Raw genomic sequence first — 15,106 nt, 5'->3', positions numbered from 1 at the left:
GATGACTGAGTACCAGCAGTAGTGCCAGCCGCAGCAGTCGATACGTTTGAAGTACCAGTCTTGCCAACAACAAGACCGCTGTTGGTTGATACGGTGCTCGCTTTCGCAGCATTGCTGGTTTCTGTAGATGCACTCGCAGTAGTGGTTTCTGCATGTGCGCTTGCACTATTTGCGGAGATCAAGGTACTGGAGGCAAGAACTGCCGCCATGCCAAAAGAAAGCTTCTTGGCATCGAGAATCTCTGCGTCCTTTTGAGACGAGTGCCAATTGTAAGTCATATGGATTCCTTCCCTTCTTTAATTGAATGATGTTTATTACTAAATCAGCCAAATTGATCGTATCATCTGTTAAGGGAAAAGAAGCTATTGCTATTTTTGCCTACAATTCAAGACATGACTCATAGCTGCTTGACCACTCACACATCTGCTATGTTTGCGGAAAAGCAGCAAAAAAGCCGTCAAATAGACAACCAAATGCTTTAGGTTAAATAAGATTTTCTCTATATGCAAACATATGTTATAATCTTAGGCGATTGAGTAAGCGGTGACGACCTTCACATCACGAAAGAGGTGATGCCTATGGGCAATTTGTCTGGGCTCCTTCTTAATCTTGACAGAAAGGAGCCGCCGTAATGGCAAGCGTTTTGCTTTGTCTGTTGCTTGCACTGTATCTTACAGTGCACTGGCTTAATGGCTTTTCAAAGGACCTGGATGGCCTCTTGAAGAATTGCGTTTCCTTGCTTGATGATGTCTGCGATCTGATTGATAGCACTCACACCTTGCGCAAGAAGCACAAAAAAGGACATAAAAAAAGCCGTCGCAAGGACGACTAATCAATAACCTATCATAAAAAATGATTGGTCGTTACCGACCTCAATCAGAATGGCTAGGCATTGGCGGTGTCTTGCCTTTTTCTATGCCTTCATTTTACGTGCTTTAGCAACAAAAATCAAGGTATAAAGAGCTATGTTACTCTAACTCACTGTTTCACCTCAGAAATCTGATAACTCCACGGGATAGGAGGCTTTACTACGTATTGTAGATATCATATTGTGACTATATGATATTTCTGCGATGATTGCTGATTTGCCGTAATGTATCTCCCCCATCTCCTATGCACTAAGCCACCATTCCTCATCAACACTTGCATCTATTAGACCAAAAGGAATTCTGACAAGCAATTGGAGAGATGATAGAATCAAATTGTAAAAGTCAAAAGTTATTTTATTCAGTACAGGAGAAAAAGAAAAATGAAGCTCATTAAGATTGCATCTGGCGTGTCAGCATCCGCCGCCTTGCTTGGCATGGGAGGGTTTGCTGCTGCGGCGCCACAAGCGCAAGTTCAAGCAGCTGTGAAGTATCAGATCCGCGTGTCTAAGAAAGCCTACGTTTACACTTCTAAAGGCAAGAAGACCAAGAAGTCCTATAAGAAAAATGCAAAGGTGACTGCATACGGCACCAAGTGGATCAAGGGCAAGCAGTACTATAGCTTAGGCAAGGGTCGCTATATCCGCACTAGCTACGCTAAAAAGGTAGTGCCTCGCTACAGTTACTCCACACAGACCAAGAAGATCACCCGCACGATCAAGATGTACCAGCCAAAGGGTGTCAAGAAGGTCATTCAGAACGCCTACATTAAGAGAAGTGTCAGAACTGACAACAAGACCAAGAAGAAGACCTACGGCAAGTGGAGCACGTCTTCTTGGAAGAAGTATACCGTAGCAAAGGTATCTGGCTATACTGCAAGCCGGTCATCTGTAGGTGGTGCTAAAGTAACTTACAAGCGCAAGAACCAGACGATCAAGATTACCTACAAGAAGAACTCTTCATCAAAGCCTAAGACGTCAACTCCATCTAAGGGCAGTTCTTCTAGCAAGGGATCTTCATCTAGCAGTTCTGCCTCAAAGGACAGCTCATCTTCAAGCGGCTCCAGCAGTTCATCTACTTCTAAGCCATCAACGGGCAATTCTTCTAGCAGTACCAAGAAGACCTTTACTGTAAAAGCTAACAATGAAGTTACTACTTCTCGAGGCAAAGAATACAAGTACACCATGTATTCAAAGAGCGGGTCTACCTTTACTAGTAAAGGTGATACTACGGCACTGGATGGAGAACAAACCTTCACCGTATCTGATCAAGCCACTGACTCTAACGGCGACACTTACTACTACGTAACAGATACTGATGGTAACGAGTACTGGGTTCTTTCTACAGATACTGACAAGCCAGATAATTCTCACAAGGCAAAAAATACTTTGTCAATCACTCCTGTCAACTTTAATATTAAAGGTAAGTCAAAAAACAACGTTGACCTCTATAAACTTAATAATGATCAAACGCTTCGCCGGGCCGCAAATACAAGCCTGTATGAATACCATGGATTCAATTTAAAGCAGTATTATCCTTGGATTTACAAGGTTACCTCTGTCGGTACCGATAGAAAGGGAACCGTTTTTTATGGATATAAAGATGAAAATAATATTGATTACTGGATAAATGCCAATGACGTTGAAAGAACTACAGATATGGTTAATACACCACGCTCATTTGAATGGACAGATTCTCAAAAAAGAGCTTTTGAAAAATCTGATTTGAATATTTTAAACACATTTAGATCAGAAATTGGTAGTTCTGCTTTACAGATTAAAACTAGTGAAAGTCAAGCGGCCGACAGAATTGCAGCTGATATTCTACAAAAAGTAGTTGCTGCTGGAGATCTTGATGTAACTATGCATACAAAATATGCCGATAGCGAGAATCTTTTCTGTATGAAAATTTCTGCTGGTACCCCCCCATATACTACCGATGAAATTTTTGACGATGCAGTTTATAGAATTCAAAGCGGCTGGAGTGCTGAAAAAGAACTATATAAAAAAGATAATTGGGCAAACTACGGTCACTATGCAAATTTAATTAATCCCAAGCATACTTCTGTTGCTATTGGATCTGCAACTTGCACGGTAAACGGAACTTTATATTTAGTTGTAGCTGAAGAATATTGGAATTAATGCTCTAATTTAAAGCCAAGCTTTGTGCTTGGCTTTTTTGATGCACACACTGACATAGTGAATTCATAGAACTCGCAATGAGCCCCTATTCTATCAAAAAAATAATCAAAAATAGTGTTTAACTAAAATTTCTGCTTTAAAGATACTATTAAACGGGTGAGAAATATCTCTGCTTCTATTTCTAGAGCTTGGCCTTATTTTCTCACCAAAGAATATTATCAATCTAATATAGAAAGGAAGAGGATACATGAAGAAGATTACGGAAGCTCCTGGCCTTAAAGATATCAAACAACGCCGTGGTCTGAAAATTGCTTCTGCTTTAAGTATCGCCTTGCCGATTTTCTCGTCGACGATCCAGCGGTCTAGCGCGGCCATTAACAAGTATTCCGGTTCCAGTTCGATTCAAACAGCTAAAGGAATTACCAGAAGCTTGGGAACTGTGGGCAACTGGGGAACTGTTTATTGGAGCAATGTGCCTGGCGTTGGTAGCGGTCAATGGTCATCTCACACGGGCTGGAAGGATGCAGATGGGAACAGATACTACTGTTTGAATCCATACTGGTACGCACCTACCGATTATAGTATCAAACAAGGTAAGCTTACTGGCTATGAAAGCGCAAGGATTAGAGCAGCCTTGTTTTTAGGATATGGTGTTAACAGTGCAAAAAGCCTTGGGTTAACAGGAACCTACGCTGCCAATCGTGCTGAATATGGTACGCAAATGGCTATCTGGAAAATCCTTGGATTCGGTGTAAAGATTAATGATGACGGTGTAAGAAAAGTTTACAACCACATCATGAACAATTTAAATCAATACACTGGAGATGGGAAAACCACTTTAAATATTGAGACTAGCAACACCAACTCTCAAAAAGGTGAAAAGACCATTACCATCACTGGCAAAGAGTTCTATAAGAACTTGGATGGCAGCGTTGATGTTACTGTATCTGGTGCCAAAGCTACTCAAGGTTCAAAAGTCATTACCACGTCTGGCAAACTGGAACTTGGTAAGAAGATCACTTTAAAGGCTACGAGTAAGCCAGTTGCGGGTAAAACTACCACAACAACTGATAAAGATGGGAACAAGGTTGAAACTACACCTTATACTATTGCGGCAGGTTCGTTAACAGCTTCTATTCCTGTATATCAGCTTCAAGCACCTAAGTTCTACCACTCCCCGGGAACTCAAACCGGGACTACAATTGTAGGTTTGAAAACTGGCGGCAATACTAGCAGAAAGGTTACCGTCAAAGGTGGATATAAAGAGACCAAGACTTATACCAAAGTTACTGGCTCAGATAAGCCAAATATCCAAACTTCTCTTGAGGCACCACCTCAAGGCGGCGAGTCCTCTGAATCAGTCAAAGTCAGAGCGCGGATTTACAAGAAGGATGATGAAGGTCAGCCTGTACCAGGCGTAGAATTCACCATCTACAAATCCAACGAAGACTATGAACGCGGCTTAAAGGTCGAAACCATTACCACCGGTTCAGATGGGTACGCAACTACCAGTCAGCTTGCTCCAGGCTACTATATCGCCATTGAAACCAAGACCAATGGCAACCTGGAACTTGACGACACTCACGTTGACATGGACTTGAATGACGATACGCTTGATGCTGCCGATGACAATACCGTCAAGACGGAAACCACAAAGGACAGCAATGGCAATGACGTTACTCTTTACACTGCTACCTTTAATGGGCCTACCAATAACCATAAGCCGCCTGAAGTATTGTCCAAGGCAACCAACGATGACGACAATACTCAGACTGGTCAGCCTATTGAAGGTCCTGTAACCATCAACGAAAAGCTTTTGTTCAAATACTTGATTGAAGGCCAAAAGTACAAGGTACGCTCCTGGCTGGTTGACCAAGAAACCGGTCAAAAGATCCAAGTTGACGGCAAAGGCGTTGAATCTGAAGAAACCTTTGATGCTCCAAAGGCAGACTCAAACTACAACTCCAGCAAGGACATCAAGCTGACTATTCCTAATGCCAAGGCATTGGCTGGCAAGAAGGCCGTGGTCTACTCAACCGTAACCCGCGTAAGCAACGGCAAAGAAACTGACCACAAGGATATCAACGACAAAGACGAAACCGTTGAATTCACCTCCCCTAACCTCCACACCAATGCCTATGATCAATCCGACAAGGACAAGACCTTCGTTCCTACCAAGGATCAGAAGTTGACTGACAAGATCACCTACTCCGGCTTGATCAAGGGCAAGAAGTACACCGTCAAAGGGACTTTGATCGACAAGACTACCGGCAAGGCTGTTCAAGTAGACGGCAAGGACGTGACTTTCGAAAAGGAATTTACGGCATCCGATTCTACTGGCACCGTTGACAGTGACGTCAAGTTTGACGCCTCTGCCCTCTCCGGCTCAAAGCTCGTTGTCTACGAAACGCTCTACTACGGCGGCCACAAGCTTGCTGACCACTCTGACATCAACGACAAGGCTCAATCAGTTACCGTGTCCATTCCTAAGGCTAAGGTCAAGATCCTCAAGAAGGACGATGAAGACCACACTGTCTCAGGCGTCAAGTTCAACATCTACAAGTCAACAGACAACTGGGAAAAGGGCGATCTCGTTGAAACTGTAACCACTGACAAGGACGGCTATGCAGAATCAAGCGAATTGCCTCTGGGCTACTACATTGCTGTTGAATCTGAAACGGTCAAGAACTTGATCATCGACACCACCCCGGTAAAGATCGACTTGAACGAATCAGTCTTGAGAAACTCACAGGCTACGCAAAAGGTTGAAGGCAACACCCTTGTCTTTACCAGTGACGCCAATGGTCCACTGAACAACCACATTCAGCCAGAGCTGACTTCCCAAGCAACCAACTTTGAAGATGGCTCACAGACCATGCAGCCTATTGAAGGGCCTGTAACGATCAACGAGCACCTCTTCTTCAACCACTTGGTAGAAAGCACTGAGTACACCGTCAACGCATGGCTGGTTGACAAAGCAACTGGTCAGCCAATCCTGGAAGACGGCAAGAAGATCGAAACAAGCAAAGTAATCAAGTCTGGTTCAGATGACCAGTACGCTGACGGCATTCGCGGCGAAGCTGACCTGCAGCTGAGCATCAAGAATGCTTCCAAGTTTGCTGGCAAGGACATCGTTGTCTACTCAACGATTGCAAGAACCAGCAAGCCAGACCACTACACTACTCTTCACCAAGACATCAACGATGCTGCCGAAACCGTGCACTTCACTACTCCTGACCTGCACACCAATGCAAGCAACGCTGAAACCAAGACCCAACAGGTTCAGCCAACTAATAAGGAAACCATCAACGACAAGGTTAGCTACACTGGCCTGGTCAAGGGCAAGACCTACAAGGTTGTAGGTACTGTAATTGACAAGGAAACTGGCAAGCCAATCGAAGTTGACGGCCACACCCTTACCTTCAGCAGAACCTTTAAGGCAACTGGCACTAGCGGCTACGTAAACCTCGGCACTTCATTCGATGCAAGAGACTACAAGGGCAAGTCATTGGTTGTCTTCGAAAACCTTTACTACAACGACAAGCTGTTAAAAGAACACAAGAACATCAATGACGTTGACCAAACTCTTATTGTAACTACTCCAGAACTGCACACCACTTTGAGCGAAAACGCTCAGAAACTGGTTGTTCCTAAGAAGGAAAACGTAGTTGAAGACGTAGTAAGCTACCGTGACCTGGTTGCTGGCCAAACTTACACTGTAAGTGGTAAGCTGGTTGACCAAGCCACTGGCAAGCCTATCATGTACAACGGCAAGTATGTTACTGCATCCAAGACTTTCAAAGCACCTGCAGCAAATGGCAATGTAACCGTAACCTTCAAATTTAAGGGACAGGATCTCCAAGGCCACAGCTTAGTTGCTTTTGAAGACTTGACTTACAATAACAGAGAACTGGTTAAGCACGCGGACCTTAGCGATGTCGCACAGACTGTAACTGTTGACCACAATAAGCCTGCCATCATTAAGACCCCGACTCCAGGTCCTACGACCACGATCACTACTACCCTGCCTCAAACTGGCAACTCCAAGGATACCTTGACTCAGCTTGCTGGTATGGCAACTTTAGTAGTAACGATTGGCTCAGCTGTTTACTTCATTCGCAGACACCAATCAACTGGACTCGACTAAATCACAAGTTTGAATCTAAATTGAAATAGCCCTCGAAATTAGCATCCTAATTTCTGAGGGCTATTTTTTTGCTTATTTTAGCAGAACTGACTATAATTAAGTCTAGGAAGAGCTGTGGAATCCCTAAGGGGACCACCGCGATAAAAGCTGTAGTATCCCTGAGGGGACTACCGCGGTAAAAGGCTTCTGTCAGCTTGCGGACAGAAGCCTTTTTCTGTACTAGAATTGCGTACAAACAAAAGCGACAGACTCAAAATGAGCCTGCCGCTTTTTGCGTGAAAGGAAAACAATAGCCAAGTATGGCAAAAATTACTTATTAGTACCAGCCGTGTGACTGCCAGAATGCTTGTGCATTGGTCCAAGAGCCATAGCGGTTTGCAACGTAACTATCAGCTACCTTTTCTTGGTTAGCCGGTGAGTAGTCACCGCCTAAGTAAGAGCTAGACAGTTGATAACGACCATAGTATTGACCGTTTTGTGCGGTGTAGGAGCCGCCGGATTCTCTTTGAGCAATCCATTCCTTAGCTGAAGCTTCACTGCCAGTAGCGCTTGAAGTGTAGGATGATGAAGCACTGCTGCTTTGAGTGTTAGTAGTTGGAGCTTGAGAAGCAGGAGCTGAAGACTGGGCTGCTGAGTAGCTAGTCGTGTTTGATTGCGTTTGAGCTGCAGTATTAGCAGTTGTGTTGGCTTGGCTAGTTTGCTGTGCTGATTGCTGTGAAGTTTGTGATGAAGTACTATTATTGTTTGACTTTGAGTCATCCTTTTCAACAGTAGTGTCACCTGGGTGCACTTCAAGCTTTTGCCCAACCAAGATCAATTCACCATTCTTCTCAAGATCATTGTCTTGAACGATCTTATCTACAGAAGTATCGTACTTCTTGGCGATAGACCAGGTGGTGTCACCTGACTTGACAGTAACAGTCTTTGACTTTGATTCGGAATCTTCATCCTTCTTGTCCTTGTCACTGCTCTTAGTTTCTTTGCTGGTGTCTTGAGACTTGTTCTTGCTAGTTGACTCGTCTTGAGACTTATCCTTGTTGCCTGTCTTAGTGTCTACCTTAGTAGTCTTAACAGATTCTGAGCTGCTGGCTGCATTTGCAGCATGAGCACTGGTGCCAGTTGCAAATGAGCTAGCTAATACGGCCATCAATCCAGAAGAAAACAGGATCGAGCTTTTATGATTACCGAGTTGAGTTCTATTCATTATCGCTTCTTTCCTTTCTTTTAGAAACATCGAATTTAAAACATTAACGATTACTCAATCATTATTTTAATGGCAAGAGACAATTTGATGGATATTACTATTTTTGGTTTATTTTCTTGCGGTTCCAGACAATGAGAACGCCATGAAAGTGGGATAGCTCCCTAAAGCATAGTTCAAGCTATGCATTTTCGAGGCGTACGCCAGCCGACTAGGACGATTCAAATACGATTTTGACAGTGGAGACAGCTTTAAGCCATCGCTTGTTAAGCGATCTGCGACATCTTGAGGCAACGTGGCATAGATACGATACCTGTTTTTTAATTTTTCCATCCGCTGCACGTATAACTCAATATCTTGAATCTCATCTTCAAAATCATCTGCACTTTTTTCCCGACGCATCATTTGAAATATCGATTCTACTAAAGTCGTCTCAGGAACAATAGAAATCTCGATTGTTGGAATTCCTTCAACTTCTAATGCGCCATCAAATAAGTTTAAGCTTTTTGAAACCAGTCCCAAACTTCTCTTGGCATCTTTAGAGAAAGCCACCATTTGTTTTTTCTTGGCTTCAACCCAATAAGATCTAAGCAGAAAAATCGTCAACGAGAAAAGCCCTAGCGATGAGAACAATACTTGCTCAGTTTTATTTATCGGGAACAAGCAACAAATTAAACACACTCCAAAGATAATTAGGAAGGCATCATTTACTTTAGTTGCAATTTTGTAGCTACGATAAGATTTGTAAGTAGTCAACCACCGAGTGATTTTCGAAAAGAATTTTGCCATGAATTTACCTCACGATCATTTTAGATGTTCTGAAAGTCCCGCTGCACAAAAAAAGTCTGCTGGCGACTCAGAGATTTTACTATGAGAAATTGTAACAAGATTCCTTACTTATTCAGCGGCCTTGATTTTTGATGCAGTGTTTTCTATTGCTCGGCAGTAGTTGAAGCAATCAGCCTATCTGTAGCTACGGCTCAAGCGCCTCAATTTGTGGCTACGATGCACATAGGACGTAGCTACACTTAATTATTGATGTAGCCACATAATCAGTGTTCTGTAGCCACGTTAAAGAATTGTGTAGACACATTTTTACCGATGTAGCCACATAATCAGCATATTGTAGCCACGTTATTCTGCGTTGTAGCCACAAATCATTCCTTATGTAGATACACATCTGCCATAGTGTAGCTACGCTACTCATCCTAATGTGGCTACATTTAGTCGAACTCGTAGCCTCAACTGGTGTATATTGTAGCCACGCTCACAATGACACGTAGCTACACTCGCTGATATACTGTGTCCACTCTTCATGCTTTGTAGCTACAGTGCCGTCATTGTGTAGCCACGGGCAATTACAACTGTGGCTACAGCCAATAGATGATATATGCGCTTAATGTTTCTCTGATGTCCTTAACAGCCTTTAAGAAGACTCACAATCGCAGCTGCACCTTATTAATCAAAGCGGGCATGTACACCTTTCTGAGCGTCATTTTGGGGCATTTGAGGCTAAAACAAAAAATGCTAAAATTTTATTCTAGCAAACTGTCATATACGAGATATACGAGTCTCAGATAGTTGGTATAATTATTGGTATATCAACACTTTTTAAGAGCCAATAAAAAATTGCTCCAAACTGCTACTTTATATGGTTCTCATACTGTCATTGAGGTGATTTTTTGCAATATTTGTATCCTGTAACATCTAGCAATATTTTAGAGTTGTCTGAGAGTGATATTCAGTTATTGACTGTCATCTGCAATCTTGGGTTTGTCACTGTCAATCAGTTGAATATGCTCTACTCTGTGGTTTGTAAAAAGCCTAGAAAACTCAGTCAAAATATTTTAAATTCTTGGACTAAGAAAGGCGCTCCCTTAAATAAGCGGAGTCTGCAAAGCCATGGCTTGACTCCAAAAAACAGAGTTGCCTATTCTGTTTCTGTGCCATTTAGAAATTGGTTAATCAAAAATCATTTTCTAGAAGATGACGTTTTAGACTATGGAACTATCTCAATCACTGCTCACAATGTTCAGGCAGTTGAAGTAATAGTTCAGTCAATGTATTTGGCATGTTTTGGCAAGCATGAATTAGGCATAGAGTGAAGGCATGAGGCAAGCATGGGACTAGGCATCCCTCCCCTCCTCTCTCCACTGTTAAGTCATGGCATGAATCAGGCATGACATGTAGGCATAGATAAGGCATGACCAAGCCAACCAACAAAGTATGATTGCATGCTGATAAAGCATGGGCACAGCATCCCAGCATAATAGGCATGACATTGAGGCATGACATGCTAGGCAGCTAGCTACACAGAGCTAAACAAAGGCATGGAACTGCATGTAATAAGGCATGGACAGAAGCCCAACACTGGAAAAGGAAATTGGGAATTGTGGAGCAAACATATGTTTTTTTAAAAGTGAAGTGGCTACACTTCTGCTTTTGTAGCTACACAGAGATTAGGTGGCTACACTAACAATATATGTGGCTACATGTAGCTACACATTATCAGCAAACAACCTGCCATCTCTTTCTAAATCATAAAGAGTGACTGTAGCTACAAGGCTATTTCTTAGTCAGATCCATGGAATAAGATAGAGAAGCAGCAGGCATCCCCTTGCTGTTTTTGCTACTAAGCAAAAACTAACACCAACACATGGTGATAGATCTCAATCACACTCTTCAGCTTCCTTAGACCATCTCAATCTTCTAAACCTTCTTTCTACACCAATGGCACATTATGGTAGTGCCAATCTCTAGCTAACCATATAGTCACAATGATTGACTACTACCATCTATAGATTTGTTGCCCTAGATTCATCTTCCCAACTCATTCATCTTGCTGGCCTATCCCCTACTTGCTAATAAGTAATGCTACCTCCCTTAGCAGTTACTCAGAATTGTCTGCTCTACTGTCTACAGGATATTAGCGTACTCATCCCCTATGTTGTTCAAGCCTAAAGTCCAGCAGTTACTATTCCTATTCCTCCCTATTACTTTACTAGCTTTTTAACTGCTTCTCTTATCTGCCGACAAAAGTATCTATGCTATTACTAGTAGTCAAATGCAAGACACAAAACTAGTTTATTTTCTCTATTTTGTGTCCCCTTACGACGATCTCCTAGGTCCTGGCCGCCAATAGCCTTTTAGCGTGTCTGACTCTAGTGCGTGCGCCCTATTATTTCTATCTATCAAGATGGCTGATCGAATTACTATCGTCAAGAGACGTCTACCGGAAGGACGATGATTTGGCTTATGATTGTGCCATTGCTTGAAATCAATCCATTAGCTAATGGCGATTGTAATTCTTTCACGAGTCCGTCTTACTCTAACCTTTACTTAGCATTATCTGATTGGAGCTTAGAACCAGCCCTCTTGCTAATACTAGCAAAACCTATTACTACTACTTGGCAATCAGATGCAAGACACGAAATGAGTTTATTTTTTCTATTTTGTGTCCTTAACGAGGATGCTCTATGGCTTGGCCCGCTTGACTAGTGGTTAGATTTTAGCGAGATTCAGTTTGCTGCTCTGGTCCTCCGGTGTTTTACGGTACAGGAGGGGCCGATCACTGCCTGCAACATGGCCTTCTGGCTGTCAAGCTCATGCCTTTATTATCTAGTATGCAACTAAGGTTCAGCTTGGATTTGTTCGAGATCGAATAGGCTGCTAATGGGCGAAAAATGGTAGCAAAATGCTAACGCTTTTTGCTGCTTGACAAGTAAAAACGGATTCTTCTTCAATTGCTTTTCAGCATCCCTAGATCGATACTGGAAGTACTACAAGACACGTGATGTGTTTGGCCATAGTCAGAAAAGATGTTATGGGCCTATAGGCAGGAAAATATGGGTCAAAAAAAGCAGAAATACCTACTACTTTTTGACCCTTGACATTTTCAGCTTTGCATTCCCCTGCCTGGCTTGTGTTAGACAGCACCCCGTTCAGCCGTTCAACATTTCTTTTGTCTGCTCTTATCGCTATTTGCAGGAGTTGAAATTGCAATTCTGAATCCAGCTGTTGCGTGTGCCATAATGTAGTTATGAGAAATCAAAAAGGCCTCCCTGCTTGTCGCCTAACTAGCGAGCATGGAAGCCTAGTCGATAAAGGAATAGATCGCTGGAATGCAGATTACAGGAAAGGAAAAGCGATGACAGATACCGTTGGCTCTAGAATAAGATTCCTGCGTGAGCAATCTGACCTGACACAAGCTGAACTAGCCGACATTATCGGTGTTACAGCTAGCGCAATTGGCTTGTACGAGAATGACAGGCGTGAGCCTAGCCTAAAGGTACTGAACAAGTTTGCAGACTATTTCAACTCATCATCAGATTACCTGCTGGGCAGGGATGCAGAGTTCAAGAACTGTTCCATGAGCTTAGAATCAGCAATCAGAAGCGCTGCGACCTATAACGGGGTTAAGATAAGATCTCAGATGCAGATAAAGAAACCATCATAGAGCTGGCTAAGGATTGTCTAGACAGCAAGGATAAGTTAGCTAGCAAGAATGCAGCCAAAGTAAGCCAGCTTGGCAATTCCAAGTTGATTACGATCTCGCAAGGTATTGTTGCTGATGCTGAGGACTGTGAGGAATACAGCGCATATAAGGGCCAAGACGGCGCTATTGTTTTTGTTCCTGAAAGCTCAAACCCATTCAGTGATCCTAATTGGGATGAAAAATTCACAGATTGCAAGCAAGATGAGGCATTCCGAGGATTAACTATCGATGACGATGACGATGATGAATGCTGATGTCAGCTATTGCTTACTACTGGCAGTGGTAGCCGGACGACGTACATATCAGCTCAGCTATGATTAGCCAGGATTAATTAACGGAGGATAAGTACATGCCAAGACCCAAAACTACATCATTGCAACAAAAAGCTCGTGATACTGTTGCTTCAAACATTTTTTCCTTGATGAAGCTTCAAAAAATCTCTCCTAAAGAGCTGTCTGAAATTACAGGTATCCCCGCAACAACACTATCTGGATACATCCATGCCACTTCAATGCCGCCAGAAAACAGACTAGAAAAAATTGCGGAAGCCTTACACGTTAGCAAGAGCGATCTCGATCCAAGATACAAGGCGCTGTATCAAGGTGGCTCTACGGATAACATCATCGTTGCCTCTGCTGAAAGCTACAATGACTCAGACAGCTATTCTATCATGGCAGAAAACATACAGTACTACCTAGATCGTCAAGGTATCAGCAGACAGAAAATGAGCCAAGACTTAGGCATTAGCTACACCACGATTGCTACATGGCTTCAGGCTAAATCTTATCCTCGTGTTAACCGGATAGAACAGATGGCTGAATACTTCCATGTCCCTAAGTCTGCTTTGATGGAAAAAAGAACGTCTGGGGATGCGGCTGGCAGTAACAAGAAAGGCCTTATCATAAAAGGCTTTGTTGACAACATTCCTATTATCGGCAATGTCATAAACAGTGACCGGATCGATGCAAAAGAAAATATCCAAGGCTTCCGTTCTGCGCACTTCTTTAACGGCAAACTCCCTGCTGGCAAATTGATAGCAGTTTGCTGTAAAGATGATGCAATGAAGCCTAAAATGCCTAAAGGAACAAGTGCTGTCGTCCTGCTTCGTGCAGAAATCAAAAGCGGTGACATTGCAGCCGTATTTTTGGAAGGCAAAAAGCAAAAGCAGATAGTATTACGGCGGATCTCATACGATAAAGGCAAGCTGATTCTCTGGCCAATGAACATTGACTACGATCCAATCTTTCTTGATGAAGGCCAAGGCGACCAGATCTTAGGAAAGGGTGTGACTGCTAAAAATTATTCATTTCATCCGATGCTAAATAGCAACGTTTCTTACCAATTCTTGATATAATATCTATATCGAAAGATTGGAAGGAAAAAACGATGAGCGAATACATGTCCATATCAAAAGCAGCTGAGTATCTTAATGTTGCCAAGTCAACTCTCCGCAATTGGGAAGCTGAGGGATTGATTACGCCGCTTAGAACTGCCTCCAATCAACGTCGCTACACTAAAGAAATGCTAGATGAGGTTCTGCAAGGAAATGTGAAGGCATCTAAGCCTAAGAAGCTACTGACCATCGGCTATTGCCGGGTTTCTTCTGGTCATCAAAAAGAAGATCTCCAAAGGCAGAAGGACGTGGTGTCCAGATATTGCGAAGTCAATGGCTATCAGTTTAAGATCATTCAAGACGTTGGATCAGGTCTCAACTATAAGAAAAAGGGCCTGACAGAGCTGATCAACATGATCTGCAAGAAGCAGTGCGAACGAGTCGTGGTAAATTACCAAGACCGGCTTGTCCGTTTTGGCTTTGAAATGATTGAGACAATCTGTCAAGCAAACGATGTAGAGCTGGTTGTCATCAATCAGACAGACAACGTTGATCCTAATTCAGAACTTGTAGAAGATGTTTTATCTATAATCACTGTTTTCTCAGCTAAGCTGTATGGAAAGAGGTCGCGTCAGAATGCGTCAGAATGCAAGAGTCATCCAAGAAAGCCAAAAGCTCTTCAATCAAGCAGACAGTGACAAAGACTCAGCCCAAGACAGTTAGAGTCTACTCCAAAAAGTTAAGCGATGAAGAATTTGCCAGAATGTCCGACTTCTTTGAAAGATACGGCAGGTGCCGGCATTTCTTTTTGAACCGCTACTGCGGTATCAAGTCGATGCTTGCGGTTAATAACTGGCAGACTCTGCGCAACCAAGTTCGCAAGTGGGACAAACCGGTTAAAGGCACAAAAGGAAAGCTGGAAA

At 42.9% G+C, this 15,106-nt stretch carries 9 protein-coding genes and 2 pseudogenes; 8 read left to right on the top strand and 3 right to left on the bottom strand.

All coding sequences use genetic code 11. From position 1 onward, the window contains the following. Window positions 1–278 (bottom strand): annotated as a pseudogene (locus tag ACYVUV_RS11815) (hypothetical protein); the annotation flags it as partial. A gap of 353 nt (window positions 279–631) precedes the next feature. Between ACYVUV_RS11815 and ACYVUV_RS11810 the strand changes: the two are divergent. The 3 genes from ACYVUV_RS11810 (at window position 632) to ACYVUV_RS11800 (ending at window position 7,154) form a co-directional block, all read left to right on the top strand. Then, window positions 632–832: a hypothetical protein gene (locus ACYVUV_RS11810; protein WP_484499490.1), complete on the top strand. Its 201-nt coding sequence runs from the start codon at window positions 632–634 to the stop codon at window positions 830–832. Window positions 833–1,249: 417 nt separating this feature from the next. After that, a complete protein-coding gene (locus ACYVUV_RS11805; RefSeq protein ID WP_484499489.1) occupies window positions 1,250–3,007 on the top strand; it encodes a CAP domain-containing protein in 1,758 nt (585 codons plus the stop codon). 247 nt (window positions 3,008–3,254) lie between these two features. Further along, entirely contained in the window at window positions 3,255–7,154 is a 3,900-nt protein-coding gene (locus tag ACYVUV_RS11800) for a VaFE repeat-containing surface-anchored protein (RefSeq protein ID WP_484499488.1), read from the top strand. A gap of 316 nt (window positions 7,155–7,470) precedes the next feature. Here the strand turns inward: ACYVUV_RS11800 and apf are convergent, their stop codons facing one another. Further along, a complete protein-coding gene (apf, locus tag ACYVUV_RS11795; RefSeq protein WP_484499487.1) occupies window positions 7,471–8,358 on the bottom strand; it encodes an aggregation-promoting factor in 888 nt (295 codons plus the stop codon). Between the two features lie 108 nt (window positions 8,359–8,466). After that, window positions 8,467–9,144 (bottom strand): hypothetical protein, encoded by a 678-nt coding sequence (locus ACYVUV_RS11790; protein WP_484499486.1) that lies wholly within the window; start codon window positions 9,142–9,144, stop codon window positions 8,467–8,469. 893 nt (window positions 9,145–10,037) lie between these two features. On the opposite strand from ACYVUV_RS11790, the gene ACYVUV_RS11785 reads away from it, so the two are divergent. The 5 genes and pseudogenes from ACYVUV_RS11785 to ACYVUV_RS11765 form a co-directional block, all read left to right on the top strand. Beyond that, on the top strand, window positions 10,038–10,460 hold the full coding sequence (locus ACYVUV_RS11785; RefSeq protein WP_484499485.1) for a hypothetical protein: 423 nt from the start codon (window positions 10,038–10,040) through the stop codon (window positions 10,458–10,460). Between the two features lie 2,042 nt (window positions 10,461–12,502). Then, the gene (locus ACYVUV_RS11780) at window positions 12,503–12,811 is read left to right on the top strand and encodes a helix-turn-helix domain-containing protein (RefSeq protein ID WP_484499484.1); all 309 of its coding nucleotides are present in this window, start codon (window positions 12,503–12,505) and stop codon (window positions 12,809–12,811) included. A gap of 388 nt (window positions 12,812–13,199) precedes the next feature. Next, complete coding sequence (locus ACYVUV_RS11775) at window positions 13,200–14,204, top strand: helix-turn-helix domain-containing protein (protein ID WP_484499483.1); 1,005 nt, start codon at window positions 13,200–13,202, stop codon at window positions 14,202–14,204. Window positions 14,205–14,236: 32 nt separating this feature from the next. Continuing rightward, a complete protein-coding gene (locus tag ACYVUV_RS11770) occupies window positions 14,237–14,881 on the top strand; it encodes an IS607 family transposase (protein ID WP_484499482.1) in 645 nt (214 codons plus the stop codon). Between the two features lie 65 nt (window positions 14,882–14,946). After that, window positions 14,947–15,106 (top strand): annotated as a pseudogene (locus tag ACYVUV_RS11765) (RNA-guided endonuclease TnpB family protein); the annotation flags it as partial.

Source organism: Lactobacillus sp. WILCCON 0149, from assembly GCF_057197965.1.
The sequence above is the reverse complement of the archived record's forward strand: the minus strand, read 5'-3'. Positions and strand labels throughout refer to the sequence as shown.

Bases quoted from the DNA above. Each gene is read 5' to 3' on its own strand.
- ACYVUV_RS11790 (WP_484499486.1), bottom strand. From the start codon at position 9,144: ATGGCAAAATTCTTTTCGAAAATCACTCGGTGGTTGACTACTTACAAA.
- ACYVUV_RS11780 (WP_484499484.1), top strand. From the start codon at position 12,503: ATGACAGATACCGTTGGCTCTAGAATAAGATTCCTGCGTGAGCAATCT.
- ACYVUV_RS11810 (WP_484499490.1), top strand. From the start codon at position 632: ATGGCAAGCGTTTTGCTTTGTCTGTTGCTTGCACTGTATCTTACAGTG.
- apf (WP_484499487.1), bottom strand. From the start codon at position 8,358: ATGAATAGAACTCAACTCGGTAATCATAAAAGCTCGATCCTGTTTTCT.
- ACYVUV_RS11800 (WP_484499488.1), top strand. From the start codon at position 3,255: ATGAAGAAGATTACGGAAGCTCCTGGCCTTAAAGATATCAAACAACGC.
- ACYVUV_RS11805 (WP_484499489.1), top strand. From the start codon at position 1,250: ATGAAGCTCATTAAGATTGCATCTGGCGTGTCAGCATCCGCCGCCTTG.
- ACYVUV_RS11770 (WP_484499482.1), top strand. From the start codon at position 14,237: ATGAGCGAATACATGTCCATATCAAAAGCAGCTGAGTATCTTAATGTT.
- ACYVUV_RS11775 (WP_484499483.1), top strand. From the start codon at position 13,200: ATGCCAAGACCCAAAACTACATCATTGCAACAAAAAGCTCGTGATACT.